Origin of the sequence: Streptomyces viridochromogenes DSM 40736 (assembly GCF_000158955.1) — a bacterium.
GTDB classification, from domain to species: domain Bacteria; phylum Actinomycetota; class Actinomycetes; order Streptomycetales; family Streptomycetaceae; genus Streptomyces; species Streptomyces venetus.
The window spans coordinates 8,536,447-8,562,527 of the sequence record NZ_GG657757.1; the positions used below are offsets into that span (position 1 = coordinate 8,536,447).

The following is a 26,081-nucleotide window of genomic DNA, read 5'->3' on the forward strand; positions in this document are numbered from 1 at the left end:
CGGTGACGGCCGGCCTGCTGGCCGGGGCGGTGGGAACGGTGTGTCTGGATGCCGTCCACTACTGGAAGTACCGTCGGGCAGGCGGGACGGACAGCCCGCTCGCCTGGGAATTCGCTCCGGTCGAAAGCTGGGAGAAGGCTCCAGATCCGGGGCAGGTGGCGAAGCGGGTGATCGAGGGCTTCACCCAGCGCCGGCTTCCCGACAAGACCGCCTGGCTCACGAGCACCATCGCTCACTGGGCCTACGGATCAGTGGCGGGCATGGCTTACGGCATCGTGGCCGGATCACTGCCCAGGCCCTCCCCTGTGTATGGCGTGCCTTTCGGCGCTGCGGTGTTCGCCGGTGACTACGTCGCCTTGCCGATCGCAGGGCTCTACAAGCCGATCTGGCAGTACGACCACAAGGTCGTGGCCTGGGATTTCGGCGCGCACGTCGCGTACGGCACCGGCACCGCTGTCACCTTCTGGCTGCTCTCCCGACTCGGCACCGGTGCCGTCAGTCACAGACCCTGAGCCGCGGAGCTTGCTCGAGGACCCGGGTGGAATTCGGATCCCGCCACGTCAGGTGGGTATCAGACTGCCAGGCGGCGGATTGCGACTACGGCGGCGTCGTCGTTGAGGTGTCCGTGGACGTGGGCCAGCAGGTCGTCCTGGAGATGGTGCAGCAGTTCCTCGGGGTCCTCCTCGGCCCACTTGGGCGCTCGTTCGGTGAGGGGGTAGAAGAGTCCTTCGCTGTTGCGGGCTTCGGTGACGCCGTCGGTGTAGAGGAGCAGCAGGTCGCCGACCTCGAAGGGGAACGTCTGGACGTCGTAGGCGGTCATGCCGAAGGGGCCGCCGAACCCGATCGGGAGATGGCTGGCTTTGGGCGTGAGTGGGGTGAGGCATTTACCCCGTAGGAGGAGCGGCGGTGGGTGGCCGCAGCTGATGAGGTGGACGACCGGATCGCGGTCGGGGATGTCGAGCAGTACGGCGGTGGCGAAGTCCTCGTTGGTGTCCTGCTCTGCCTCTGATCGCCACTGGCTGGTGTCCCAGCGGAACGCGGCGTCCAGGTGGACGGCGAGGCGGGGCAGCGTGGCCTGCCGGTGAGCGGCTGCGCGGAAGGCGCCGAGCAGCAGGGCGGAGTTGTTGATCGCGGCCAGGCCGTTGCCGCGTACGTCGCCGATGAGGAGCCGGGTGCTGTGGTGCGCGGTCCGGGCGGCCGCGTAGAGGTCTCCGCCCAGGTCGGCCTCTTCCTCGGCGGGCAGGTACAGGCCGGCGATCCGCAGCGGGCCAGCGCGAGCGGGCAGGGGCTGCAGCAGGACACTTTGCGCTGCCATGGCCACCGACCGCACCCGGTGCAACTGCTGCTCACGACGGTCCCGCACCACGCAGACGGTGACACAGACGGTGGAGACGACGACCAGGGCGAGGATCTGGGCTTGGATGTTGGCAGTGGGCAGGACCCCTCTGAGTACGCCGATCAGGACCTGGGCGGCTACCGCGAGAGCTCCCATCAGCGCGGTCACACCGGCGCCGGCGAACGCCACGGTGATCGCGGGCGCCGCCACCAGCAGGGGCCCGAGGTGGATGTGCGGCGGAGACAGCACATCGACCACACAGACCGTGACGATCAGCCCCAGCGGGAGCACGACCAGCGCGGGCGAGTAACCCGGCCGCCAGGGACGCCGGAAGTCCAGCCATGGTCGAAGGGCCATGCCCCAAGCCTTCCACCTCGCTCAGCGTACGTGGATGCGCCGCTCCGAGGGCTGGGGCTACGTGAGACGGAAGGTGTTCATCAGATGCCCCGGACAGCAGGTCGCCGACAGCGAAAATCGGCTGCTCGCTCTGCGGCGCGGGAGGCTAGTGGCCTCGCGTGCCAAGATGATCATTGCGGCGCGGTGCTCGTGCCCGAGCATGGCGAGTGCCGGGCACGCTGGGCCCCTGCGCTCGGGCAGAAGAGAACCGAGAGCTGTGTCAGCTCCCGGTGAGTAGTGCCGTGAGGCGAGCCGTGCCCGCGGATACGGCGAGAACAGTGCCGAGCGTGGTCCGCTCGACCGACGCCGCCGATCCGGCGGCACCACCGGGTTCCGCCTGCGCTCCGACCAGCAGCACCTGCCACGGCCCCGGCACCCCCTCCGCGTCGACCGTGATCGTGTCGCCGTCGCGAGTCGTCCGGAAGGCGGCCGCCGAGCTGTCCCGGGCACCCGGTGCCGGGATCCGTGTCACGACCGTCGCACGGTCCCTCGGCGCGTGGATCCGCAGAGTCACCCCGTGCACCCAGTCGTACTCCGCCGCGTCATCGCTTTCGCCGTACGGGATGACCGAGCCGGGTCGGGCGAGCAGGGGCAGACTGTCGTAGCCGTATCGCCCGCGCCGCCAGCCGGGCCCCTGGACCTGTTCGCCCGACAGCAGATGCGTCCAGGTGCCGTCCGGGACGTAGTAGTCGACGACGCCGTCGGACGAGAACACGGGGGCGACGAGCAGGTCGTCGCCGAGCATGTACTGCCGATCGAGGGTGTGGCAGGCCGGGTCGTCGGGGAACTCCAGCACCATCGCCCGCATCATCGGCGTGCCACGCTCGGCGGCCTGCCGGGCCGCACGGAACAGGTAGGGCATGAGCCGGTGCTTGAGGCGGGTGAAGTCGCGGGTGACCGCGACCGCCTCCTCGTCGTAGTCCCACGGCACCCGGTACGAGTTGCTGCCGTGCAGCCGGCTGTGCGACGACAGCAGCCCGAACTGCACCCACCGCTTGAACACCTCGGGCGTCGGTGTGCCCTCGAAGCCGCCGATGTCATGGCTCCAGAAACCGAAGCCGGACAGTCCGAGCGACAGTCCGCCGCGCAGCGACTCGGCCATGGCGCCGAAATGCGACTCGCAGTCGCCGCCCCAGTGCACCGGGAACTGCTGTCCTCCCGCCGTGGCCGAGCGGGCGAAGAGCACGGCCTCACCGGCGCCCCGGGCCTCGCTCAGCACCTCGAAGACCGTCTCGTTGTAGAGCTGCGTGTAGTAGTTGTGCATGCGCTCCGGGTCGGAGCCGTCGTGCCAGACCACATCGGTCGGGATCCGCTCGCCGAAGTCGGTCTTGAAGCAGTCGACGCCCTGTGCGATCAGCGAGCGCAGCTTGCACGCGTACCAATGGCGCGCCCGCTGATCGGTGAAGTCGACCAGGGCCATGCCGGCCTGCCACAGGTCCCACTGCCACACGTCGCCGTTGGCCTTGCGGACCAGGTAGCCGTGCCGCTTGGCCTCCTCGAACAGCGGGGACTTCTGCGCGATGTACGGGTTGATCCACACCGACACGCGCAGGCCGTGCTCCTCCTTGAGCCGCCGCAGCATGCCCTCGGGGTCCGGGAACACGTCCGGGTCCCAGGTGAAGTCGCACCACTGGTACTCGCGCATCCAGAAGCAGTCGAAGTGGAAGACGCCCAGCGGGATGTCGCGCTCGGCCATTCCGCGCACGAACCGGTTCACCGTCTCCTCGTCGTACGAGGTCGTGAACGACGTCGACAGCCACAGCCCGAACGACCAGGCCGGCGGCAGTGCCGGGCGGCCGGTCAGCGCCGTGTAGCGGTTCAGGACGTCCTTGGGCGTCGGACCGTACACGACGAAGTACTCCAGCGACTGGTCCTCGACGCTGAACTGCACCCGCCCGACGGCCTCCGAGTCGATCTCGTAGCTCACCTTGCCGGGGTGGTTGACGAAGACGCCGTAGCCGCGGTTGGTGAGGTGGAAGGGGACGTTCTTGTACGCCTGCTCGCTCGCCGTGCCGCCGTCGGCCTGCCAGATGTCCACGCTCTGGCCGTTCTTGACGAACGGCGTGAACCGTTCGCCGAGCCCGTATACCAGCTCGCCGACAGCGAGCGTGAGTTGTGCCAACGAGTGGTGGCTGCCGTCGCCCAGGACCGCGAAGCCGGTGCCGCGGGCCTTGGCCGAGGTGAGGACGCGGCCGTCCGCGGTGAAGTCCAGCCGCCATGGGGCCGCGGTGTCCACGCACAGGGACAGCTCCCCGGCCGTCAGCTTCAGCAGCGAGCCCTCCTGGGTGACCTGCGCCGCGTGGCCGGGCTCGGTGTGGAGTGCGAACTCCGGGCCGCGCTCGGCGGCGCCCGCGTGGTGGGTGGCGCGGATGCCGATCACGCCCTCGGCGGGGGACCAGCACTCGACGGTCAGTAGCGGGCTGTTGAGGGTGTGGCCGCGCCGCGTGACGTGCCGCACGGGCGCGTGGAGCGTGAACCGGTCCTCGTCGACGCGGACGTCGGCGACCTCGGTGGCGTACGACGCCTGGACGCCTTCGCGCATCAGCCAGTAGCCGTCGGTGAACTTCATCGGGAGTCCTTACCAGGAGCGGTGCGGGCGCGGTGGGCGACGATCAGCCGCTGGTACCAGTGGTAGCTGTCCTTGGGTGTGCGGGTCTGCGTGTCGTAGTCGACCCGGACGATGCCGAAGCGCTGGCCGTAGCCGCGGGCCCACTCGAAGTTGTCCAGCAGCGACCACACGTAGTAGCCGCGCACGTCGACGCCCGCGCGCACCGCGGCGGCGAGCGCGTCCAGATGGCCGCGGAGGTAGTCGACCCGCTCCACGTCGCGGACCCGGCCGTCGGCGTCGACGGTGTCCGCTTCCGCCGAGCCGTTCTCGGTGATCAGCAGTGGTGGCAGCGTGGGGTAGCGCGCGGCCAGGTCGACCAGCAGGTCCGTGAAGGTGTGTGGGACGACGGGCCAGCCCATGGTGGTGTGGCGGACGTCGTCGCGCCAGGTCTCCTCGGCCCGGACGTCGACCGCGGTACGGGTGGCCGGGTCCGGGTCGCGGTGCGGGGCGTCGGCGACGGTGATCGGGCGGTAGTAGTTGATGCCGACGAAGTCGAGCGGTGCGCCGATGAGGTCGAGGTCGCCGTTGAGGCGGTACGAGCCGTCGCCGTGGGGCAGCAGCTCGCCCCAGGTCTCGGCTTCGTGCTCCGGGTGGCGCCCGGCGAACAGCGGCTCGAACCACACGTCGTTGTGAAGCGTCTCGACGCGGCGTACGGCGGCCAGGTCGGCGGGGGAGTCCGTGGCCGGCAGCAGCCGGTCGGGGTTGAGCGTGATCCCGACCTCCCGTGCCCCCGTGGCGCGCAGGGCGTGCACGGCCAGCCCGTGACCGACGAGCAGATGGTGTGCGGCGGCGAGCGCACCGCGGCCCTCGCGGGCGCCCGGGGCGTGGGCGCCCGCCGCGTACCCGATGAAGGCGCTGCAGAAGGGCTCGTTGAGTGTGATCCAGCGGTCCACCCGGTCGCCGAGCCGGCCGGCGACCACCCCGGCGTAGTCGGCGAACCGCTCCGCCGTCTCGCGTGTCCGCCAGCCGCCCCGGTCCTCCAGCGCCTGAGGGAGGTCCCAGTGGTAGAGGGTGGCGGCGGGCGAGATGCCGGCGGCCAGCAGCTCGTCGACGAGCCGGTCGTAGAAGTCGAGCCCGGCCGCGTTGACGGGGCCGGAGCCGGTCGGCTGGATACGCGGCCAGGCGATGGAGAAGCGGTAGCTGTCCACACCCAGCTCGCGCAGCAGCGCGATGTCCTCGCGATAGCGGTGGTAGTGGTCGCAGGCGACGTCCCCGGTGGCGCCGTCCGCGACGCGCCCGGGCTCGCGGCAGAAGGTGTCCCAGATGGACGGGCCTCTGCCGTCCTCGTCGTACGCGCCCTCGATCTGGTAACTGGCCGTGGCGGCACCGAAGAAGAAGCCGGCCGGGAACTCGGGGAATTCGGGGAATTCGGGGGACTCGGGGGAATTCACAGGGAGGAACCTGCCTACTTGACCGACCCGCCGGTGATCCCGGCGGCGATGTACTTCTGGGCGACGACGAGCAGGATCGCGGCCGGAACGGCGGAGAGCACCGCGGTCGCCATGACCGCGCCCCAGTCGCTGACATGCGCGCCGACGAACTGGTAGATGCCGAGCGTGACGGGCTTGACGTCGTCCGTCGTGTTGAGGGTGAGCGCGAACATGAAGTCCGACCAGGCGAAGAGGAAGGTGAACAGTCCCGCCGTGATCAGGGCGTTGCGGCTCATGGGCAGCACGATCCGCACGAACGCGGTGAAGCGGTTCGCGCCGTCCACCATCGCGGCTTCGACGACCTCGCCCGGGATCGACACCATGAACGCCCGCAGCAGTACGACCGCGAAGGGCAGACCGAGTGAGGCGTCCGCCAGGATCAGCCCCAGATAGGAATTGACGAGATCGAGCTGCGCATAGGCGCTGTAGAGGGCGTTGGCGATGACGATGCCCGGAACCATCTGCGTGATGAGTGTCGCGAAGACGATGCCCTGCCCACCGCGGAGTCCGAACTGGGCGAGCCCGTACGCGGCGGGCGCGGCGAGCGCGAGACAGACGACGACGGCACCGAGCGCGACGACGAAGCTCGTGAGCAGTGAGCCGCCCTGGGTGCTGATCGCCGTATCGAAGTTCTTCAGTGACGGTGATACGGGGAACCACTCGGTGGCGGCGATGCTCGACTCGGGCTGGAGGGCGGTGTTGAGCATCCAGTACACCGGGAAGAGCAGCACGGCGAGGATCAGCAGGGCGGCGGTGGTGTTCCACGCCGAACGCACGCGCAGCAGGCTCGCCGGTCGTTTCATCGGTCGGCTCATCGTCGCTCACTTCCCCTTGCCGAAGTCGGCGCGGTTGGCCCGCAGGTACAGCACGGCGAAGACCGCGCTGATGAGGATCAGGGCATTGCCCACCACGGCGCCCTGGCCGAAGTCGAGCTGAAGGAAGGAGAGCTGATAGGTGACCGTGCCCAGGGTCTGTGTGGAGTCCGCGGGGCCGCCCGAGGTCAGCGCCAGGATCAGGTCGAGGATCTTCACCGTCGACATGAAGCCCAGCACGAGTACGACGGTGATCACCGGGCGCAGCATCGGCAGCGTGATGCTGCGGAACGTCCGCCACGGGCCGGAGCCGTCGAGCGAGGCGGCCTCGTACAGGTCGCGTGGGATCTCCTGGAGACCCCCGTACAGGATGACCATGTTGAACGGGATGCCGATCCAGATGTTGACCATGATCGCCGACAGCAGGGCCACACCGGGGCTGCTCAGCCACGGCACGCCGTCCTGCGGGACCAGGCCGACCGCGTGGAGGGCGGTGTTCAGCATGCCGTGGTCCTGGTCGAGGATGCGCCGCCAGACGACGGCGGAGACCACCATGGGCACGAGCCACGGCAACAGCAGGACGGCGCGCACGAAGCCGGCGAGCCGAAAACGGCGGGAGAAGAAGACGGCCAGGGCCAGGCCGATGGTGAACTGGCCGAGCAGCGAGCCGACGGTGAACAGGGCCGTGTGCCACAGGGCGTCGGTGAACAGCTCGTCGGCGAAGACGGCCCGCCAGTTGTCGAGGCCGTTGAACGGGGCCTCGCCGGTGAAGTACGTCTTCGGCGTGTAGTGCTGGAAGCTCATCACGACGTTGCGGACGAGCGGGTAGCCGAAGAACAGCGCCATGTAGGCGAGCGCGGGAGCGACGAAGAGCCAGCGCAGCAGTCCACGGCGCAGCGGAGCACGCCCGGTGGTGGACTTCGCTTCGGCGGCGCCCGTGGCGGGCGCCGGGGAGGTGACGGTGGTCATGGCCGGTTCCTCACTTCCCTGCCGAGGCCTGCTGCTGGGCACGGTGCAGGGCTTGTTCGGGACTGGTCCGGCCCGTCAGCACGGACTGGAAGGCGCCCGCGAGCGCGTCGCCGACGACCGGCCAGCCGGTGCCGACCTTTGCTGTACGGGATCGGGCGGTTGTGACGAGCTCGGCGAAGGCGGCGAGCTTCGGGTTCTGCTTCGCGTACGCCTGTGCGGCCGTGGCGCGGGTGGGCACGTTGTTGACCGATTCGCCCCACTGGAGTTGGTTCTTCTCGGAGTTGAGGCAGTTCAGGACCTTGCCGGCGTTCTTCTCGCGGGCCGGATCCCCGTCGTTCTTCGGTACGGCCATGACGGTGCCGCCGATGGGCGGCACCGCCGGCTCACCCGCCTCGGGCACCGGAATGCTCGCGACCGCCCAGTCCACGTTCTTCTGGGCGCTGAGGACCGGCACCTGCCACGGCCCGTTGACCATCATGGCGGCGCGGCCCGCGATGAACTGGTCGTTCACGTCCTGCTGGTTCCAGCTGACGACGGACCTGGAGGCGGATCCATCGGTGACCAGGTCCTTCCAGAGCTGGAGCGCGGCCTCGCCCCTGCCATTGTCGATCTTGGCCTCGTCACCGCCGGCGGACCAGAAGAACGGAAGGAACTGGTAGACGCCGTCCGCGTTCGGGCTCGCGCTGAAGGCCATCCCGTACGTGTCGCCCGTGGTCAGCTTGTTCGCGGCGGCTCGTAACTCCTTCCAGGTGGTGGGCGGGGAGACGCCCGCGTCCTTGAGGAGCTTGGTGTTGTAGATCAGCGCCAGCGAATTGACGGAACGGGCGATGCCGTACTGGACGCCGTCGTACGAGCCGAGGGACTTCGCGCTCGCGGAGAGGCCGGAGGTGGCCACCCCGACCTCGTCGAGCGGTCGCAGGCCCTCGGTCTGCGCGAACTGGGGCAGCTCTGAGCCGTCGAGCTCCAGTATGTCCGTGAGCGAGTCGGACGACGCCATCCGAAGTGCCTTGGAGGCGATCTGGTCGGCGGGCACGCTGATCTGCTCGACCTTCAGGCCGAGCGGCCTGCCGCAACGGTCGAAGAACCGCTGGTTGGCGGTGTGCTCGGCGGTGTCGGTCGCCGAGTTGAGCACGGTGACGGTGCCCGGGTCGGGCTGCGCGGCACAGCCGGTCAGCGCTGGCGCGACGATGGCACCGGCAAGGGCGGCGGCCAGCGCGGGAACGCGTCCACGTCTTGCTCGGATGCGTCCTGCTGTGGACGGCATGATTGGTCCTCCGTTACATGTTCAGCTCTGGACATGCGGTGGCCCGGCGATAGGACGCGGCCGGTCGTGCCGTACGGACGGATTCATGGTCGGCCGGGCGGCGGCGCGATGACGGGCCCGGCCATCTGCGGCTGGATCAGGTGGTGCGGCGCGTCGGAGGGCCTGGTCGAGGCACCTGCACCGGCGGGCTCCTGCGAAGACGGCGGCCCGTCGTCGCGGCCGGATCCGATCGCGTCGATGGCGAGCCGGGCCACGGCCGTGGACATCTCCGCGACGGGCAGATCGATCCGCGGCAGATGCCGTGTGCCCAGCTCGTCCGGGAGGCTGCCGACGAGCACCACGGTCAGATGGTGGGGGACCCGCAGCCCCGCCGCCGCCACCGTGTCCAGCAAGCGAGGCAGGAGGATCAGGTGCTGGACGATCAGCGCGGTCGGGACGGGCCGCGCGGTCAACGCCTCGTTCAGCCGCCGCGCGAGGATGTCCGGGTCGCGGTGGGACGGGACCACGCGGACATCGGCCCCGGTCTCGGCGGCCGCTCGCCGGGCACCGTCGAGACCGTGCAGGGCATAGCCGCGGCGTGCGGCGACCTCGTGCTCGGCCGACGAGAGGAAGAGCATCCGCCGGTGCCCGGCCGCCACACTCTCGCGCACCGCGAGGGCGACGGCGGCCTCCCAGTCGAGGTCGGTCCAGGGCAGCGCCGCGTGATCGTCGTGACCGAGCAGGGCCGCCGGGAAGCCCAGTTCGTGCAGGACCTCGACACGGGGGTCCCGGTCCTCGACCGCCATCAGCACCGCGGCGTCCGCGAGCCGGCTCCGGGCCACCCGGCGCAGCCCGCCGACGCCGTCGCTGTCCGTCATCAGCAGCACGTCGTACCCGTGCCCACGGGCGGCATCGGTGACGTCGATCGCGAACCGTCCGTCGATCGCCCGGTACGCCCCGGGCACGCGCGGCGCGGCCAGCGCGAGCACCCGCGTCCGTGCGCTGCGCAGCGTACGGGCACTGGCGCGCGGGTGGTATCCGAGCTCCTCGATCGCGGCCTGCACCGCGTGCCGGGTGTCCTCGGAGATCTTGCGTGACCCGCTCAGGACGTACGACACGGTGCTCGGCGCGACGCCTGCGCGCGCGGCGACGTCCTTGATCGTGGCCATCTCCACCTCCGCCCGCCCCGTCGTGGGCCCCGTCGGCTTCCTCGAATCAATCGAATCGATTCGACAAACGGGGTGACTCTAAGCGCGGCGGGTCGGAGAGGGCAATAGCCTGAGCGATACGTCCTGCGGCGAGATGCCGACGACTGGTCAGGAGACCGACCCTGGTGGTCGTTCGTCAGAAAGATCAGGAGGGCAGGCAACCCTTGAGGGGTCTGATCAGTCTGGTGTGCGGAATCAGAACTTCAGTAGTGCTTTTCAGCCAGGAGTGACCTTGAGCCTCGCCGATCGCCACATCAACGCCCTCATGCGCCAGATCGCGACCCAGGACATGATCGAGCTCGTCCATCCGCTCTCCGAGTGGCAGACGTTCGGCGCGCTCGCGTACATCGCGGAGTGCTACGGCTTCCGGTACGTCGACGTCCGCCTGGTCGGCAAGTACAAGATCGCGCACATCTGTCTCGTCCGGGACACGAGCCCTCAGGCACAGCAGCGCGCGGCGGCCAACGCGGCGGCCTTCCCCGACCCGGGCCCCGGACGACCCGTGCCGGGCATGTACCTGGGCTCGCTCACGCCCGTCGCCCAGGCGCAGGCGGACGTCGACCTGATCACCACGTGCATTCGCTACGACGCGGCCGGAGCCGCCGCCAACCGCAAGCAACTGCTGACCATGGCGTGGGCGGGACCGGTGCTGTTCCTGCTGCTGGCCGTGCTGACCGGCAAGTACGCTGTCCTCCTTCCGCTCGCTGTCCTGACCCCGGTGTTCTTGCTGGGTGCACTCAGGGTCAACACGACCCGGCGAGCGAAACTGGCCGAGCGATTGCTGGCCGCCGGATGCACGCCGGTCCGGGACGAGGCGGGGCGGGAGCGGTTCGTGCGTCCGGTGCCCCACGCGGTGTAACTCGAACAGGACCGACGGCTCCGCGAGCAAGGCAAGTACGCACTGACCAAGCGCTGTACCGTGCCCTTCGGCGAGCCGCCGGCCGGCAGACCGTGTCCGCCTCGCCCGGCGTAGATGCTGTCGTAGACGGGCCTTTCGACTCCGCCTTCCTCAGCGATCACGTTCTTGACCTGGCCGTCGACCACGAACGTGGTAGAGCCCCCGTCGTCCAGGTTGAGCGCGTCCACGGCTCCGAGATCCTGCATGATCTTCGCCAGGTCGTGGATCGGCACGCCCAGGCGTGCGCCTTCGGTCTTCGATGTGACGGCGACGAGGAGCGTTCGCCCTGATGCGTCCGTGTCGATCGCCGTACGCGTCCGGTTTCTCGTCGCCGCCCTCCTCCGGGGCCACGACCTCGTTGTTGCGCGGCGCCGCTCTGCGTCGAGCCGATGCCCTGGAGGACCATGCCGTTCGTGGGGGTGGCGGTGCCACCTCGCCTGGCCGTCTTGCTGATGGCCAGGCGGCCGTTCTGTCGTAGAGCTCTCGGAAGCCCCCCTCGAACTTTGTCCTGAGTGTGGGAAAAGTAGTTCCCTATTCATGCGTAAGTACTTCCCAGTCTGGAAAATCGTTGTTACGTTCCTCTCCGACAGCCTGACGACGCAGTCGGCGGAGACAGGCATCAGGCCCCAGCCGTGGGTGAGAGGAGGGGAGGGATCGTGAGACGGATGACTGCTCGACCTGAGAACGCGCATCAGGCGCGGTTGCTTCGTCTGTTGCGTGACAACGGGTCCAACTCTCGTGCCCAGATGGGTGATCTGGTGGACCTGTCCCGTTCGAAGCTGGCAGTCGAAGTGGACCGACTGCTGGAGACGGGGCTGGTTGTCGCGGACGGGCTGGCCCCGTCCCGGGGCGGACGGCGGTCGCACAACATCCGGCTCGCGCCGACACTGCGTTTTCTCGGTGTCGATATCGGTGCCACGTCGATCAATGTCGCCGTGACGAACGCGGAGTTGGAGGTCCTGGGGCAGCTGAATCAGCCGATGGATGTCCGGGAGGGGCCGGTGGCGGTCTTCGAGCACGTGCTGTCGATGGCTGCCAAGCTGAAGGCCTCCGGTGTCGCGGAGGGGTTCGACGGCGCCGGTATCGGCGTCCCGGGACCGGTCCGCTTCCCCGAGGGCGTACCAGTCGCGCCGCCGATCATGCCCGGCTGGGACGGCTTTCCCGTGCGGGAGGCGCTCAGCCAGGAACTCGGCTGCCCGGTCATGGTCGACAACGACGTGAACCTGATGGCGATGGGGGAGCAGCACGCGGGCGTCGCACGCTCCGTGGGCGACTTCCTCTGCGTCAAGATCGGCACCGGCATCGGCTGCGGCATCGTCGTCGGCGGTGAGGTCTACCGGGGGACGACCGGCAGTGCCGGTGACATCGGTCATATTCAGGTGGAACCGGAAGGTCGCGCGTGTGTGTGCGGCAACCGGGGCTGCCTGGAAGCCCACTTCAGCGGTGCCGCTCTGGCCGGTGACGCGGAGCAGGCCGCACGTGAGGGCCGGTCGGTACAGCTCGCTGCCCGGCTCGAGACGGCCGGGCGTCTGACGGCCGAGGACGTGTCGGCTGCCGCGGCGGCAGGGGACGCGGTGGCTCTGGAGCTGATCCGGGAGGGCGGGAAGCGTCTGGGGCAGGTCATCGCCGGCCTTGTCAGTTTCTTCAATCCGGGGCTGGTGGTGATCGGCGGCGGTGTGACCGGGCTCGGGCACACGTTGCTGGCCAGTGTCCGGACCCAGGTGTACAAGCAGTCGTTGCCGCTGGCCACGGGCAACCTGCCGATTGTGCTAGGGGAGTTGGGGCCGGCCGCCGGAGCCATCGGCGCGGCCCGGCTGATCAGCGACCACGTCTTCTCACCGGCCTGACCGCTGCCGCCCTCGTCGGCAACGGACCACCACTCGGGCCACTGCAACCCTGTGGCGCCATACAACCGAGCGCCACTCCAACCAAGGGTCAATGCAACCGCATTGGCGATGCTGCACCCATCACGCCGCGGCAACCCCATGGCGCCCTTGCAACACCCTTAGAGCCATCGCAACACCCGCATCACAGCCGTACCCACCGCGTGAAGCATCTGCGGCTGCACCACTGCATGGTTGCCGGGCCGTCAGGCCTGCCCTGCCCTTCTCAGCCCTACGCCCCAGCGCACACGACGCCAGGGGCTCTCCAGAGCCGCTTGCCTGAACCACCCTGCCCAGCCCTGCCCGCACACGGCCCGCATCCGCCGAGGGGAATCCTCATGGCACCACAACCACCCCTGCTCACCATGTCCGGTATCACCAAGTCGTTCCCGGGCGTTCGCGCCTTGGACGGCGTGGATCTCGAGGTCCAGGCCGGCGAGGTCCATTGCCTGCTCGGCCAGAACGGGGCCGGCAAGTCCACTCTGATCAAAGTGCTCGCCGGAGCACACCAGCCGGACAGCGGTGAGATCACCTGGCGCGGTGAGCGCGTGACCCTGGGGTCGCCGGTCGCCGCCATGCGCCTCGGCATCGCCACCATCTACCAGGAACTCGATCTGATCGAGGGGCTGTCCGTCGCGGAGAACGTCTTCCTCGGGCACGAACCCACCTCCGCCGGGTTCGTCGTGCGCGGCTCTGCCGCCCGTACGGCGACCGCGGAGTTGCTGAAACGTCTGGGGCACTCGGAGATCGATCCGACGACGCTCGTAGGCGAGCTGTCCGCGGCGCAGCAGCAGATCGTCTCGATGGCCCGCGCGCTGTCCCACGAGGTGCGGTTGATCGTGATGGACGAACCGTCGGCCGCTCTCGACCCCGAAGAGGTGGACAACCTCTTCAGGATCGTGGGCGATCTGACGGCGGACGGTGTCGCCGTCATCTACATCTCCCACCGCCTTGAGGAGATCCGGCGCATCGGCGACCGGGTCACGGTCCTGAAGGAGGGCCGGTCGGTCGCGGGCGGTCTGCCTGCCGAGTCGACGCCGACCGATGAGGTCGTGGCCCTGATGACCGGGCGGAATGTGGAGTACGTCTTCCCCGAGCGCCCCAAGGGCGGGTTCGCCGAGGGCAGAGAGCCCGTGCTGAAGGTCGAAGGGCTGACCCGGCGAGGGGAGTTCGCGCCCGTCGATCTCGAGCTGCGGCCCGGTGAGATCGTCGGTCTGGCCGGGCTCGTCGGGTCCGGGCGCAGCGAGATCCTGGAGACGATCTACGGGGCTCGCAAGCCCGACGGCGGCCGAGTCCTCGTCGACGGCACACCCCTGCGCCCCGGCAGTGTCCGCGCCGCCGTCCGCGCCGGCATCGGCCTCGCGCCCGAGGAACGCAAGGCGCAGGGCCTGCTGATGCTGGAGTCCGTCAGCAGCAACGTCTCGGTCTCCACCCTGTCCCGGTTCGCCCGCGCGGGCTGGCTCGACCGGCGTGCCGAGCGAGCAGCGGCGCACCAGGCGGTGCGGGAACTGTCCCTGCGGCCCGACAATCCCGATGCCGCGATCAGGACCCTGTCCGGCGGCAACCAGCAGAAGGCGGTGCTCGCACGCTGGCTGTTGCGGGGCTGCAAGGTGCTGTTGCTGGACGAGCCGACCAGGGGTGTCGACATCGGCGCCCGGGCGGAGCTCTACGCAGTGATTCGCCGGCTGGCCGACGAGGGCCTGGCCGTACTTCTCGTGTCCAGTGAGGTGCCCGAAGTCCTGGGTCTCGCCGACCGGGTGCTGGTGCTCCGTGAAGGCAGCGTCGTGCACACCGCGGACGCCCGGGAGCTCGACGAGCACCGTGTACTCGATCTTGTAATGGAAGGGAGCCTGACGCCATGACGCAGCCGGCCACTGCGGCGCAGCAGGAAGCGCCGACGTCCGCGGCCAAGTCCGCGGGGGAGCAGGAGAGTTCGCGCCGACCCGGACTGCGGTGGGATGTGCGCACTCTGTCCCTGCTCGGAGTGCTCGCCGTCCTCGTCGCGGTCGGTGGGATCACCGCACCCGACCAGTTCCTGGCGACGAGCAATCTGCAGCTCGTCCTCACCCAGGCCTCCGTGATCGGCGTCGTCACCGTCGGCATGACGTTCGTCATCACCAGCGGCGGGATCGACCTGTCGGTCGGCGCGATGGTGGCCCTCGCCTCGGTGTGGGCGACGACCGTGGCCACGCAGGAGTTCGGCTTCGCGGGCATCCTCTTCACGGCGGTGATCGTCGGTGTGGGCTGTGGTCTCGTCAACGGTCTGCTGATCGCCTACGGCAGGATGGTGCCGTTCATCGCGACGCTGGCCATGCTCGCCTCCGCCCGTGGCCTGGCGTTGCAGATCACGGACGGCAGCACCCAGGTCGTGACCGTCCCGTCGGTGCTCGACCTCGGTGCCAGGGACGCCTACATCCTCGGCATCCCACCCCTTGTCCTGATCTTCGCCGCTGTCACCGTCATCGGCTGGCTGCTGCTCAACCGCACCACCTTCGGCCGGCGCACCGTCGCGGTCGGCGGCAACGCGGAAGCGGCACGTCTCGCCGGCATCGACGTCCGGCGCCAGCGTCTGTACCTCTACCTGCTCTCCGGACTGTGCTGCGGTATCGCCGCGTTCATGCTGATCGTGCTGTCCGGTTCGGGTCAGAACACCAACGGCAACCTCTACGAGTTGGACGCCATCGCCGCGGCGATCATTGGCGGCACCCTGCTCAGCGGCGGTCGCGGCACCATCATCGGCTCCGTCCTCGGTGTCCTGGTCTTCACCACGATCACCAACATCTTCGCCCTGAACAACCTAGAGACCGCTGTCCAGCAGATCGCGAAGGGCGCCATCATCGTCGCCGCCGTCCTGGTCCAGCGCCGCTCGATGCGCGGCGGCGACGCCTGACGCCGTGCATCGCTGCCGGACGGCGGCCCCTGACACCGACGTCCGGCACCCCCACATCCTCCATCTAACGCACACCGCCCAGTCGAAGGGGCCACCCGCCATGGCACGAACCCCCGCCACCAGCCGCAGATCACTTCTCTTCGGCACCGCAGCCGTTTCCGCCGGTGCGCTGCTGACGGCCTGCACCAGCAACGAGCCCACTAACCGGGAGGGGGCCGCGGACAAGGCCGCCCCGGTCGCGGACGACAAGCCGGGCAAGCCTGTCACCATCGGCTTCGCCGGCCCTCAGGCCGACCACGGCTGGCTCAACGCCATCAACGACAACGCCAAGTCGCGAGCGAAGAAGTACTCCGACGTCACGCTGGAGATCACCGAGGGATCCAACGACACGGCCCAGCAGATCGGCCAGATCCAGACGTTGATCAACAAGAAGGTCGACGTCCTGGTGATCCTGCCGGCCGACGGCAAGGCGCTCACCCAGGTCGGCCTGCAGGCCATGAGGGCGGGTATCCCCGTCGTCAACCTGGACCGTGTGTTCGCCTCCCAGCAGGCGTACCGCTGCTGGATCGGCGGCGACAACTACGGCATGGGACTCAACGCCGGCCACTACATCGGCGAACAGCTCAAGGGCACGAAGAACGCCAAGGTCGTGGAACTCGCCGGCCTCGACAACCTCGAGCTGACCCAGCAGCGCACCAAGGGCTTCAACGACGCCCTGAAGAACTACCCGAACATCAAGAAGGTGGCCCGCCAGGCAGCCGACTTCACGGTCGAGTCCGGCCAGGCCAAGATGGCGCAACTGCTGCAGGCCCAGTCGAGCTTCGACGCGCTGTGGAACCACGACGACGACCAGGGTGTGGGCGCGCTGCGCGCCATCGACCAGGCCGGTCGTGACGATTTCCTGATGGTCGGCGGCGCGGGTGCCAAGTCCGCGATGGACGCCATCAAGGCCGGCAACAGCGTGCTCAAGGCGACCGTCCTGTATCCGCCGACGATGGCCGCTTCCGCCATCGATCTCGCCCGGGCGCTCGGCCAGGGCAAGGGCGTCGGTGGCCTCGCGGAGTTCGAGATCCCGTCTTCGCTGACCCTCTACTCGGCCGTGGTCACCAAGGACAACGTCGACCAGTACCTGCCGACCGGCTTCATCTGACCGGGCCGGGCCGTGTGCCCCGCGAACACAGCGATGAGTCAGTTGACACTCCGAAGAGGAGCAATCCGTATGGAACAGAGGGACAGTCGGACCGCACCGCCGGCACTCGGCGTGGGCATGGTCGGTTACTCGTTCATGGGCGCCGCACACTCACAAGGGTGGCGCACCGTAGGGCACGTGTTCGACCTGCCGCTGCGGCCGGTCCTGGCCGCGATCGCCGGCCGCGACGCGCACGCGGTGCGGGCGGCGGCCGACAAGCACGGCTGGGCCGCGGCGGAGACCGACTGGCGCGCCCTCATAGCCCGCGACGACGTGCAACTCGTCGACATCTGCACACCGGGCGACAGCCATGCGGAGATCGCCATCGCGGCGCTGGAGGCGGGCAAGCACGTCCTGTGCGAGAAGCCGCTGGCCAATTCGGTCGCCGAGGCGGAGGCCATGGTCGCGGCCGCCGAAGCGGCCCGCTCGCGCGGCCAGTTGGCCATGGTGGGCTTCAACTACCGGCGCGTGCCCGCGCTCACCTTCGCCCGCCGGTTCATCGCCGACGGCAGGCTCGGCACACTGCGCCACGTACGCGTCAGCTACCTCCAGGACTGGCTGGTCGACCCCGACTTCCCGCTGACGTGGCGGCTGCAGCGGGAGCACGCGGGGTCGGGGGCGCTCGGCGACCTCGGCGCGCACATCGTCGACCTCGCCCAGTTCCTGGCGGGTGAGGTGCTGGTCGGGGTCTCCGCCCAGATGGAGACCTTCGTCAAGGAACGCCCCCGCCTCGACGGTGCCTCCTCAGGCCTGACCGCCTCCGGCGGCACCCTGCGCGGGCCGGTGACGGTCGACGACGCGGCCGTCTTCACCGGCCGGCTCGCCTCGGGGGCGCTCGCCACGTTCGAGGCGACCCGGATGGCGTCGGGGCGCAAGAACGCCCTGAGACTGGAGGTGAACGGCGAGTCCGGTTCGCTCGCCTTCGACCTGGAGCGGCTCAACGAGCTGTCCTTCCACGACCATCGGGAGCCCGCCGCCACGGCGGGGTTCCGCAGGATCGACGTCACCGAGGCCGAACACCCGTACCTGGAGGGCTGGTGGCCGCCGGGTCACCCGCTCGGCTACGAGCACACCTTCTCCCACCAGGCCCGCGACCTCGTCGAGGCCATCGCGTCCGGCACCGACTTGAGGCCGTCGTTCGCCGACGGTCTGCAGGTGCAGCGGGTACTCGCCGCGGTGGAGGAGAGCGCGCGGAAGAACTCCGTCTACACCCCTGTCCAGGCCGTCGAGGCCGAAGTCCGGTAGAGATCCGGCAAGGAACCCCGCCCTTCTTGGAGCCGCCATGCCACGCCCGTTCACCCTGTTCACCGGTCAGTGGGCCGATCTGCCGTTGGAGGAGGTCTGCCGACGTGCCGCCGACTTCGGCTACGACGGCCTCGAACTCGCCTGCTGGGGCGACCACTTCGAGGTCGACAAGGCCCTGGCCGATCCGTCCTACCTGGCCGGTCGGCACGCCCTGCTGGAGAAGTACGGCCTCAAGTGCTGGGCGATCTCCAACCACCTGGTCGGCCAGGCCGTCTGTGACCACCCCATCGACGAACGGCACCAGGGCATCCTGCCGGCCCTGATCTGGGGCGACGGGGAGCCGGAGGGCGTACGCCGACGGGCCGCGGCCGAGATCAAGAACACGGCGCGGGCCGCGGCCGCCTTCGGCGTCGACACGGTCGTCGGTTTCACCGGTTCGTCGATCTGGCATTTTGTGGCGATGTTCCCGCCGGTACCGGAGCGGATGATCGAGCGCGGTTACGAGGACTTCGCGGAGCGCTGGAACCCGATCCTGGACGTGTTCGACGCCGAGGGCGTCCGCTTCGCCCACGAGGTCCATCCGAGCGAGATCGCCTACGACTACTGGACCACCAAGCGCGCCCTGGAGGCGGTGGACAACCGCCCGGCCTTCGGGCTCAACTTCGACCCCAGCCACTTCGTCTGGCAGGACCTGGACCCGGTCGGCTTCCTCTACGACTTCCGGGACCGGATCTACCACGTCGACTGCAAGGAGGCCCGCAAGCGCCTCGACGGGCGCAACGGGCGACTCGGCTCGCACCTGCCCTGGGGTGACCCGCGGCGCGGCTGGGACTTCGTCTCCGCCGGGCACGGCGACGTCCCCTGGGAGGACGTGTTCCGCATGCTGCGCTCGATCCGCTACGACGGACCGATCTCCGTGGAGTGGGAGGACGCCGACATGGACCGTCTCGTCGGTGCGCCGGAAGCACTCGCCCATCTGAAGCGATTCGACTTCGACCCGCCCTCGGCGTCCTTCGACGCCGCCTTCGGAGGCGGCGACAACTAGGCGCTCCGCTGCGGCAGGCGCGACATGCCGCCGGTTCCGAGCGGCGCCGTCGCGGCAGGTCGCGCCCTTGTGGCGGCGCCGCACATCGGTACAGCCATGGCCAGTTGGGGCGCCGGCGAACACCGCAGCCGTCTTCCCCCGACCTGTTGAGAGCCCACCAGGCCAATGCTCGACGGCTGAGAGCCGCTGGGCTGGTCCGGGCTGCCCGGACACGACTTTGTCCTGATCATGGAAGAAGTTCGCCGTCTTCGTTGCGCAAAGGGTTCCGGTCAAGGACGAACGGGGCTACGGTCCCTTCGTGCACAGGCACCACACAGTGGCTCGAGACTGACGGCGTGTTCAGGTCGCACGGCGCGCCGCTCGTTGGACCGGCCTAGGGAGGAAGGCCCTCCCCAGTGCAGGGCCAAGAACCCTCAGGGTATCCCGCATTCGTCACCGGCGGCCTTTCGCCGCCCACTCGCACGCCGTAACCGCGCCCACCACGGAGCAGCTCTCCTGGGTCGCGGCCAAAGCCGCCCACATGCCGGCGGAGGGGGAGGCACTCGAGCCCCCGCCCACCGTCCTCCAACCACATCGGAACATCGACATGGCAGGGATGTCGTACCCCTTGACGCCTCACCCGTACGCGGCAGTCACGGCCGCCTCCCCACGAGCGACGAAGAAGGTCCGCTCGTCCTGGTCTCCACCCCCCGCGCGGTATCCGGCCGCCTGGCGGCCACCGAAGTGAAGTCCCTGCTCCTGCGGCTCGCCGGCCTCTCCTCAGGGCGGCAGCCGTCGGGCACCCGCAGCACCGCGACAACGAAAGAGAGAACCACTGTGACCGCGTTCAACGACGAAGCCGTCACCGGCGACGCCCTGCGTCGGGCACTCGGCGTCAGCCGCCGCCGTTTCCTCAGCACCTGCACGGCCGCCACCGCCGCGGCGGTCGCCGCCCCGGTCTTCGGTGCCGCGCCCGCCCTGGCGCAGGACAGCGCGGAAGCCGCCGGCCATGACGGTGGGCGTTCCGCTCTGGTCCCGCCGCACAAGCGCGGCATCATCCTCTACACCGTGCGTGACGCGGTCGGGCGCGACCCGCTGACCTCCGATCTGCCCTCCGGTTTCCGGGAGGTGTTCAAGCAGCTGTCGCGCTTCGGCTACCGCCAGGTGGAGTTCGCCGGCTACGGCCAGCACGCCAACGCGCCGGGCGGCGCCGATCTGGGCACCGTCCAGGGCGCGAAGCTGCTGCGCTCCTGGCTGGACGAGTACGGCCTGCGGGCGCAGGGCAGCCACGGCTTCATCCCCCCGTCCTGGCCGCTGACCCCATCCGACCTGGACACCTTCAAGCGCTACCTGGAGATCGCCAACATCCTCGGCATGGAGCACATGGGTACCGGCGCCGACCCCACCAACACCCCCTACCGGGCCGACTGGGACGTCGCCGCGCAGAAGTGGAACAGCCTGGGCGCCATCGCCCGCCGTGAAGGCATCAAGCTCTACACCCACAACCACGACAGCGCCTACGACTTCCTGCTCGACGGCGGCCCGCTCGACGCCCAGGGCCGGCCGACCCGCAGCTCCGGTATCCGGAAGCTCGAGTACTTCCTGAAGGTGACGGACCCCAAGAACGTCTATCTGGAGCTGGACGTCTTCTGGGCGCACGTGGCCCAGTACAAGTTCCACACGTACACCGCCCACGACGGCTCGCAGCGTGAGCGCGTCTTCGACCCGGCCGGACTCGTGGTCCGCAACACCAACCGCTTCCCGCTCTTCCACGCGAAGGACGGCGTGGTCAATCCCCAGAGCGGCCTGGGCTACGACATGGTGCCGTTCGGCACGGGCGACATCGACTACCGGAAGTTCTTCACCCGGGTGGGTGCGAAGAACTACCACAACCCGATGGTCGAGCAGGACACCGCACCGAGCGCGAGCGTTCCCGGTCAGTCCCTGGAGTTCGCCCGGATCGGCTACGACAACCTCGCGGCCCTGCGAGCCCGTAACTGACAGAGCGTCATGTGCAGCGCCCGCCCGGCGTCCTGGCGCGGGGCGGGCCTCTCAGGGATGCCCGAAAAGGCACGAAATGCAAGGGCGAACTTTCCTTGAGGAGTTTGTGACTTTGTCCTTGACGAGTTGAAAGTAGGCGCCCTAGCGTCCAACTCACGCATTTCGCCTCGCTTTTCACCCGCTGGCCGGACCAAAGGAGTTCTGAGTGCGCAACAGACGGATCGTCACCCTCGTGGGGGCGGCTGCGTTGGCCGGAGCCATAGGGATCCTGCCCCTCCCCGCAGCCCAAGCCGCCAAGTCAGATCCCGTACCGCCGGCTTCGTCGGACTTCCAGAAGGTCACCCTCAACGACCGCCCGGGCGAGCCCATGGCCCTGGCGGTCCTGCCCGACCGGCGGGTGCTGCACACGGCGCGCACGGGAGAGGTCCGCATCCACGACCCCAAGAGCGGCGTGAACTTCCTTGCCGCCGACATGAAGAAGAGCCCCGCCGGGCTCTACCAGCACGACGAGGAAGGCGTGCAGGGCATCGCCGTCGACCCCGGCTTCGCCAAGAACCACTGGGTCTACCTCTACTACTCGCCGCGCCTCGACACCCCCATGGACGACCCGGCCACCCCGGGCGTCAACGAAGGGGACGCACCGCAGTCCGGCACGGCCGAGGACTTCGCCAAGTACAAGGGCGTCACACGGTTGTCGCGGTTCAAGCTCGCGGGCAACAAGCTCGACTACGCCACCGAGCAGAAGATCATCGACGTGCCGGCCGACCGCGGCCTCTGCTGCCATGTCGGCGGAAAGATCGACTTCGACCACAAGGGCAACCTGTTCCTGTCGACCGGCGACGACACCAATCCGTTCTCCTCCGACGGCTATGCCCCGCTCGACGACCGGCCCGACCGCAACCCGGCCTACGACGCGCGGCGCACCGCGGGCAACACCAACGACCTGCGCGGAAAGGTCCTGCGCATCAAGGCCAAGCGCGACGGCGGCTACGCGATACCGGACGGCAACCTCTTCACGCCGGGCACCCCGAAGACCCGCCCAGAAATCTACGCCATGGGTCTGCGCAACCCGTTCCGCTTCGGGGTGGACGACAAGACGGGCGAGGTCTACGTCGGCGACTACTCACCCGACGCCAAAACCGCCAACCCCGACCGCGGCCCCTCCGGACAGGGCCGCTGGATGGTCATCGACCGCCCCGCCAACTACGGCTGGCCGTTCTGCGTGACGCAGGACAAGCCGTACCAGGACTACGACTTCGCCACGAAGACCTCCAGCGGCGCGTTCGACTGCGCCAAGCCGGTCAACGACTCGCGCCACAACACCGGCCGGAGCGTGCTGCCCCCGGTCACGGACGCGGAGATCGTCTACGGCTACGACGCCTCCCCGACGTTCCCCGAACTCGGCACGGGCGGCATCGGCCCCATGGGCGGCCCGGCGTACAGCTACGACCAGCGGAACAAGGCCCAGAACCGCTGGCCCCAGTACTTCGACGGCAAGCCACTCTTCTACGAGTGGACCCGCGACCAGATGAAGGCCATCACCCTCGGCAAGAAGAACGAGGTCCAGAAGATTGAGGACGCGATCCCCTCGATCACGACGGACGGCCCGATCGATGCCGAATTCGGCCCGGACGGCGCGCTGTACGTCCTCGAGTACGGCACCGGATACTTCGCGGAACTGCCCGAGGCCCAGCTCTCCCGCATCGACTTCACCCGGGGCAACCGCACCCCGGAGCCCAAGGTCGCCGCGGACGTGGTCAACGGCACCAGCCCGCTGACGGTCCAGCTCTCCAGCGCCGGCACGAAGGACGCCGACGGTGACGCCCTCCGCTACGCCTGGGACTTCGACGCCGACGGCACCGTGGACTCCAGGGAGGCGAACCCGAAGCACACGTTCACCAAGAACGGCGTCTACGACGCCACGCTGAAGGTCACCGACAGCACCGGGCGCTCGGCCTCCGCGTCCGTTCCCGTCGTCGTCGGCAACAAGGCGCCGGTCGTCTCACTCACCACCGACCCGGCTCCGCACGGCGGCACGGCGTTCCACTGGGGCGACACGGTCACCTGGAAGGTCACCGTCACCGACGACCAGCCGGTGGACTGCTCGAAGGTCAGCGTCTCGTTCATCCTCGGCCACGACTCGCACGGCCACCCGCTGTCGACGAGCAACGGCTGCTCCGGATCGTTCAAGACGTTCGTGGACGGCGGTCACTCCGGTTCGGACAACCTCAAGGCGGTCTTCAACGCCACCTACACGGACACGCCACCGGACGGCCTGCCGTCCCTCTCGGGCAGCGCCGAGGTCGCACTGACGCCGGCCGACTGACCGTCGGGAGCTCCGCCGCGGCGGAGCTCCCGCCCCGGGCTACCTCGTTGCCGCGGCATCGTGACCCGGGATTCCCAGACGTCCACAGACGCGACACCCCCCGGCAGTAGTGGACGTATCCGGCCCTTGCCGGGTCCCGCTCGCGGAGCCGAACCCTGGGCGACCGGTGGCCGAGCGCGGCCCGGCCACCGGTGACGGATGCGGCGCGCCTACTCGGCCATCTCGTACGTGCCGGACAGCGCCTCGACCCGCTGCCAGACACGCTCCGTGCGCGCCTCGTCGACGACCGGGCGCCGGATCGAGGCCAGCGCCCACTCCTGCTGCTGCTCGGTCGCCGAGTCCTTGCCGTGCAGTTCGACGGAGTGCCCGGAGAAGTCCCGTACGAGGACGGCGAAGAGTTCGTCGAGTACGTCCTCGTCGAGTCCGGTCAGGCCGGCCTGCTCCAGGACGAGCTGTCCGTGCACGACGAGTGCGAACAGCTGGCCGATCGAGAGGACGAGGTCCAGGTCGCGGCTCTGATCCGCGTCCGGGGCGGCTGTGGCGACGAACTCGCACAGGGCGTCGGCCTGTTCGCGCAAGCGAGCGACGTTGGGCAGGTGCGCGTACGCCTCAAAGGCAGGGCGCCAGTCGTGGAAGCGCACCGAGCCCAGACCTCGGGCCGGTCCCTGCCGGAACAGGAAGTCGTCGTCGGCCGCCTCGAGACGGGTCGGCACATTCGGGTACTCGGCCGGGTCGAGGAGGTGATTGCGCATGAACTTCAGGATCAGCGCAAGGTTGACGTGGACCGTGCCCTCCAGCTTCGGCAGGCCGCGAATCTCCACGGCCGCCTGGCTGAAGTAATTGTCCTTCTCGAAGCCCTTGGCGGCGATGACGTCCCACATCAGGTCGATGACCTTCTCGCCCTCCGTGGTCACCTTCATCTTCGTCATCGGGTTGAAGAGCAGGTAGCGGCGGTCGTCCGGGCCGGCGGAGCGGAAGTAGTCGACAGCGCGGTCGCTGAACAGCTTCATGCCGACGAGCCTGACGTATGCGTCGGTCAGCTCGCGCCGCACGTGCGGGAAGGCGGTGACGGGGCGGCCGTAGAGGACGCGATTGCTCGCGTGGGTGACGGCCTCGTACATCGCGTGTTCGCAGATGCCGATCGAGGCGGTGCACAGGTTGAACTTGCCGACGTTGACCGTGTTGAGGGCGGCGTCGAAGGCCGCGCGGCCGGTGTGCAGGACGTCGTCGGACGTTACGGGGTAGTCCTCGAGGCGGAACTCGCTGACGAACTTGGACGAGTCGACGACGTTCTTGACCAGGTGGTAGGCCGGATGACGGCTGTCGGCGGCGAAGAACACGTAGCCGTCGGGGCCCTCGACGTCGGTACGGCGGCCGAAGACGGAGACAAGTCCGGCGGCGTTGCCGTTGCCGATGTAGTACTTGGAGCCGGTGGCGCGGAAGCCGCCGTTGCAGTCCGGCTCGAGCAGCATGTCGGTGGAGTAGATGTCGGCACCGTGGGCCTTCTCGGACAGGCCGAACGCGAACACTTCCCCCTGCGAAAGGAGTTCCGCGGCGCGGGCGCGGGCGGCGGCGTTGTCGCTCTGCCAGACCGGACCGAGGCCGAGGATGGTGACCTGCCAGGCGTACCAGTAGTCCAGGCCGTAGAAGCCGAGTATCTCGTTGAGCGCGGCGATACGGGCGGTGTCCCACCGCTTGTCCGGCTCTCCCGCCCCTGCAGTGGCCGACGGCGTCAGGAAGGTGGCGAACAGGCTCTCCTTCGCGGCGAAGGCGAGGAAGTCACCGAGCCACGCGCGGGTCCGGTAGTCCTCGATCAGCTGCCGCTTCCCGCGCTCCTCGAACCAGTCGACGGTGGCACGCAGCAAGCGGCGTGTCTCGGGATCGAAGTGCGTGGGGGCGTAGGTGCGCGGGTTGAAGAGCAGTTGGTCAGCCATGGTGAGGGCCCCTTTCGGCTGGTGGACGGATGGGAATCGTGAGGTGGGGCGGCCGGAGTGGAGGAGCGGGTGTGGCCGGTGCGGTGGCGCGGTCAGTGGCCCGGGCCGAACCGGGCCAGCGTGGCGAGCACGTCGTCCAGCCAGCTGATCATCATCCGTTCGTACGCGATGCCGCCGCGCAATACGACGTGCTGGAGCTCCCGCTCCGCGTCCAGTGCCGCTTCTGGAGCGGCCGGTCCTGCTTCGGGCTCCGTGAAGTCCCGCTCCTCGCCTGCCAGATAGTGCGCCAGCCGGTCCCCGTGCGCATGCCGATGCCGCTCCACCTCGCGGATCAGGGCCGCCGGGTCGTCGAAGGCGGCACCCCGGATCTTCACCGCCAGGTCGTGGCGGACGCTCTCGGGCTCGATCGGATCGTGCAACCACGAGGACAGCGCGGCCCGGCCGAGGTCGGCGACGGAGTACTCCTTCTTGTCCGGCCGTCCTTGCTGCGGGACGTCCCGGGATTCGACCCAGCCGTCGTTCTCCATGCGCTTCAGTACGCGATAGATCTGCTGGTGGGTCGCGGTCCAGAAGTAGCCGATGGACCGTTCGAAACGCCGGGCCAGCTCGTAGCCGGATCCCGGCTTCTCCAGGAGCGACACCAGGATCGCGTGTTCGAGCGCCATGACGACGATCGTGCTATGCAACTC

The 26,081-nt window shown here is 69.1% G+C and carries 19 protein-coding genes and 1 pseudogene; 10 read left to right on the forward strand and 10 right to left on the reverse strand.

The window, feature by feature from the left end; genetic code table 11:
* The first annotated feature begins 2 nt into the window (after positions 1 to 2).
* Positions 3 to 512 carry a hypothetical protein gene (locus SSQG_RS37520; protein WP_039934482.1) on the forward strand — a complete coding sequence of 170 codons (510 nt, stop codon included), beginning with the start codon at positions 3 to 5 and terminating at the stop codon, positions 510 to 512.
* A gap of 59 nt (positions 513 to 571) precedes the next feature.
* Here SSQG_RS37520 and SSQG_RS37525 read toward each other — a convergent pair whose 3' ends face one another.
* From SSQG_RS37525 to SSQG_RS37555, 7 genes are all read right to left on the reverse strand, one after another.
* On the reverse strand, positions 572 to 1,693 hold the full coding sequence (locus SSQG_RS37525) for a PP2C family protein-serine/threonine phosphatase (RefSeq protein WP_003995236.1): 1,122 nt from the start codon (positions 1,691 to 1,693) through the stop codon (positions 572 to 574).
* Positions 1,694 to 1,952: 259 nt separating this feature from the next.
* Positions 1,953 to 4,301, reverse strand: a complete 2,349-nt coding sequence (gene yicI / locus SSQG_RS37530; RefSeq protein WP_003995237.1) for an alpha-xylosidase — start codon at positions 4,299 to 4,301, stop codon at positions 1,953 to 1,955.
* Positions 4,298 to 5,731: a GH1 family beta-glucosidase gene (locus tag SSQG_RS37535; protein WP_003995238.1), complete on the reverse strand. Its 1,434-nt coding sequence runs from the start codon at positions 5,729 to 5,731 to the stop codon at positions 4,298 to 4,300. Before SSQG_RS37535 ends, yicI begins: the two co-directional genes overlap by 4 nt.
* 14 nt (positions 5,732 to 5,745) lie before the next feature.
* Complete coding sequence (locus tag SSQG_RS37540; RefSeq protein WP_052310412.1) at positions 5,746 to 6,573, reverse strand: carbohydrate ABC transporter permease; 828 nt, start codon at positions 6,571 to 6,573, stop codon at positions 5,746 to 5,748.
* Between the two features lie 18 nt (positions 6,574 to 6,591).
* Positions 6,592 to 7,551 (reverse strand): carbohydrate ABC transporter permease, encoded by a 960-nt coding sequence (locus SSQG_RS37545; RefSeq protein ID WP_039934483.1) that lies wholly within the window; start codon positions 7,549 to 7,551, stop codon positions 6,592 to 6,594.
* A 10-nt stretch (positions 7,552 to 7,561) separates the two neighbouring features.
* Positions 7,562 to 8,815, reverse strand: a complete 1,254-nt coding sequence (locus SSQG_RS37550; RefSeq protein WP_003995241.1) for an ABC transporter substrate-binding protein — start codon at positions 8,813 to 8,815, stop codon at positions 7,562 to 7,564.
* Positions 8,816 to 8,898: 83 nt separating this feature from the next.
* Positions 8,899 to 9,963: a LacI family DNA-binding transcriptional regulator gene (locus tag SSQG_RS37555; protein WP_003995242.1), complete on the reverse strand. Its 1,065-nt coding sequence runs from the start codon at positions 9,961 to 9,963 to the stop codon at positions 8,899 to 8,901.
* 265 nt (positions 9,964 to 10,228) lie between these two features.
* Here SSQG_RS37555 and SSQG_RS37560 point away from each other — a divergent pair, with 265 nt between their 5' ends.
* On the forward strand, positions 10,229 to 10,861 hold the full coding sequence (locus SSQG_RS37560; RefSeq protein ID WP_425315010.1) for a hypothetical protein: 633 nt from the start codon (positions 10,229 to 10,231) through the stop codon (positions 10,859 to 10,861).
* 122 nt (positions 10,862 to 10,983) lie between these two features.
* Here the strand turns inward: SSQG_RS37560 and SSQG_RS44190 are convergent.
* Positions 10,984 to 11,592, reverse strand: a pseudogene (locus SSQG_RS44190) (phosphodiester glycosidase family protein); the annotation flags it as partial.
* Between SSQG_RS44190 and SSQG_RS37565 the strand changes: the two are divergent.
* The 8 genes from SSQG_RS37565 to SSQG_RS37600 all read left to right on the forward strand — a co-directional run bounded on the left by SSQG_RS37565 (position 11,566) and on the right by SSQG_RS37600 (position 23,458).
* Entirely contained in the window at positions 11,566 to 12,747 is a 1,182-nt protein-coding gene (locus tag SSQG_RS37565) for an ROK family transcriptional regulator (RefSeq protein ID WP_039934486.1), read from the forward strand. The pseudogene SSQG_RS44190 and the gene SSQG_RS37565 sit on opposite strands and share 27 nt — an antisense overlap.
* A 374-nt stretch (positions 12,748 to 13,121) precedes the next feature.
* Positions 13,122 to 14,645, forward strand: a complete 1,524-nt coding sequence (locus SSQG_RS37570; RefSeq protein ID WP_003995245.1) for a sugar ABC transporter ATP-binding protein — start codon at positions 13,122 to 13,124, stop codon at positions 14,643 to 14,645.
* Positions 14,642 to 15,673: an ABC transporter permease gene (locus SSQG_RS37575; protein WP_003995246.1), complete on the forward strand. Its 1,032-nt coding sequence runs from the start codon at positions 14,642 to 14,644 to the stop codon at positions 15,671 to 15,673. The genes SSQG_RS37570 and SSQG_RS37575 overlap by 4 nt, the downstream gene beginning before the upstream one ends.
* A 100-nt stretch (positions 15,674 to 15,773) precedes the next feature.
* Positions 15,774 to 16,823 carry a substrate-binding domain-containing protein gene (locus tag SSQG_RS37580; RefSeq protein ID WP_003995247.1) on the forward strand — a complete coding sequence of 350 codons (1,050 nt, stop codon included), beginning with the start codon at positions 15,774 to 15,776 and terminating at the stop codon, positions 16,821 to 16,823.
* A 69-nt stretch (positions 16,824 to 16,892) separates the two neighbouring features.
* On the forward strand, positions 16,893 to 18,107 hold the full coding sequence (locus tag SSQG_RS37585; RefSeq protein WP_003995248.1) for a Gfo/Idh/MocA family protein: 1,215 nt from the start codon (positions 16,893 to 16,895) through the stop codon (positions 18,105 to 18,107).
* A 37-nt stretch (positions 18,108 to 18,144) separates the two neighbouring features.
* A complete protein-coding gene (locus SSQG_RS37590) occupies positions 18,145 to 19,152 on the forward strand; it encodes a sugar phosphate isomerase/epimerase family protein (protein ID WP_003995249.1) in 1,008 nt (335 codons plus the stop codon).
* Between the two features lie 816 nt (positions 19,153 to 19,968).
* Entirely contained in the window at positions 19,969 to 21,132 is a 1,164-nt protein-coding gene (locus tag SSQG_RS37595) for a sugar phosphate isomerase/epimerase family protein (RefSeq protein ID WP_003995250.1), read from the forward strand.
* A 205-nt stretch (positions 21,133 to 21,337) separates the two neighbouring features.
* Positions 21,338 to 23,458 carry a PQQ-dependent sugar dehydrogenase gene (locus SSQG_RS37600; protein WP_003995251.1) on the forward strand — a complete coding sequence of 707 codons (2,121 nt, stop codon included), beginning with the start codon at positions 21,338 to 21,340 and terminating at the stop codon, positions 23,456 to 23,458.
* A gap of 209 nt (positions 23,459 to 23,667) precedes the next feature.
* Here SSQG_RS37600 and SSQG_RS37605 read toward each other — a convergent pair whose 3' ends face one another.
* Positions 23,668 to 25,392 carry an acyl-CoA dehydrogenase family protein gene (locus tag SSQG_RS37605; RefSeq protein ID WP_003995252.1) on the reverse strand — a complete coding sequence of 575 codons (1,725 nt, stop codon included), beginning with the start codon at positions 25,390 to 25,392 and terminating at the stop codon, positions 23,668 to 23,670.
* 92 nt (positions 25,393 to 25,484) lie between these two features.
* Entirely contained in the window at positions 25,485 to 26,057 is a 573-nt protein-coding gene (locus SSQG_RS37610) for a PadR family transcriptional regulator (RefSeq protein ID WP_003995253.1), read from the reverse strand.
* Positions 26,058 to 26,081: the final 24 nt, after the last annotated feature.

What these genes read in the sequence shown, in the direction of transcription:
- SSQG_RS37570 (WP_003995245.1), top strand. Translation starts at nt 13,122, where the DNA reads ATGGCACCACAACCACCCCTGCTCACCATGTCCGGTATCACCAAGTCG.
- SSQG_RS37575 (WP_003995246.1), top strand. Translation starts at nt 14,642, where the DNA reads ATGACGCAGCCGGCCACTGCGGCGCAGCAGGAAGCGCCGACGTCCGCG.
- SSQG_RS37580 (WP_003995247.1), top strand. Translation starts at nt 15,774, where the DNA reads ATGGCACGAACCCCCGCCACCAGCCGCAGATCACTTCTCTTCGGCACC.
- SSQG_RS37525 (WP_003995236.1), bottom strand. Translation starts at nt 1,693, where the DNA reads ATGGCCCTTCGACCATGGCTGGACTTCCGGCGTCCCTGGCGGCCGGGT.
- SSQG_RS37565 (WP_039934486.1), top strand. Translation starts at nt 11,566, where the DNA reads ATGACTGCTCGACCTGAGAACGCGCATCAGGCGCGGTTGCTTCGTCTG.
- SSQG_RS37605 (WP_003995252.1), bottom strand. Translation starts at nt 25,392, where the DNA reads ATGGCTGACCAACTGCTCTTCAACCCGCGCACCTACGCCCCCACGCAC.
- SSQG_RS37590 (WP_003995249.1), top strand. Translation starts at nt 18,145, where the DNA reads ATGCCACGCCCGTTCACCCTGTTCACCGGTCAGTGGGCCGATCTGCCG.
- SSQG_RS37585 (WP_003995248.1), top strand. Translation starts at nt 16,893, where the DNA reads ATGGAACAGAGGGACAGTCGGACCGCACCGCCGGCACTCGGCGTGGGC.
- SSQG_RS37545 (WP_039934483.1), bottom strand. Translation starts at nt 7,551, where the DNA reads ATGACCACCGTCACCTCCCCGGCGCCCGCCACGGGCGCCGCCGAAGCG.
- SSQG_RS37550 (WP_003995241.1), bottom strand. Translation starts at nt 8,815, where the DNA reads ATGCCGTCCACAGCAGGACGCATCCGAGCAAGACGTGGACGCGTTCCC.
- SSQG_RS37540 (WP_052310412.1), bottom strand. Translation starts at nt 6,573, where the DNA reads ATGAAACGACCGGCGAGCCTGCTGCGCGTGCGTTCGGCGTGGAACACC.
- SSQG_RS37555 (WP_003995242.1), bottom strand. Translation starts at nt 9,963, where the DNA reads ATGGCCACGATCAAGGACGTCGCCGCGCGCGCAGGCGTCGCGCCGAGC.
- SSQG_RS37610 (WP_003995253.1), bottom strand. Translation starts at nt 26,057, where the DNA reads ATGGCGCTCGAACACGCGATCCTGGTGTCGCTCCTGGAGAAGCCGGGA.
- yicI (WP_003995237.1), bottom strand. Translation starts at nt 4,301, where the DNA reads ATGAAGTTCACCGACGGCTACTGGCTGATGCGCGAAGGCGTCCAGGCG.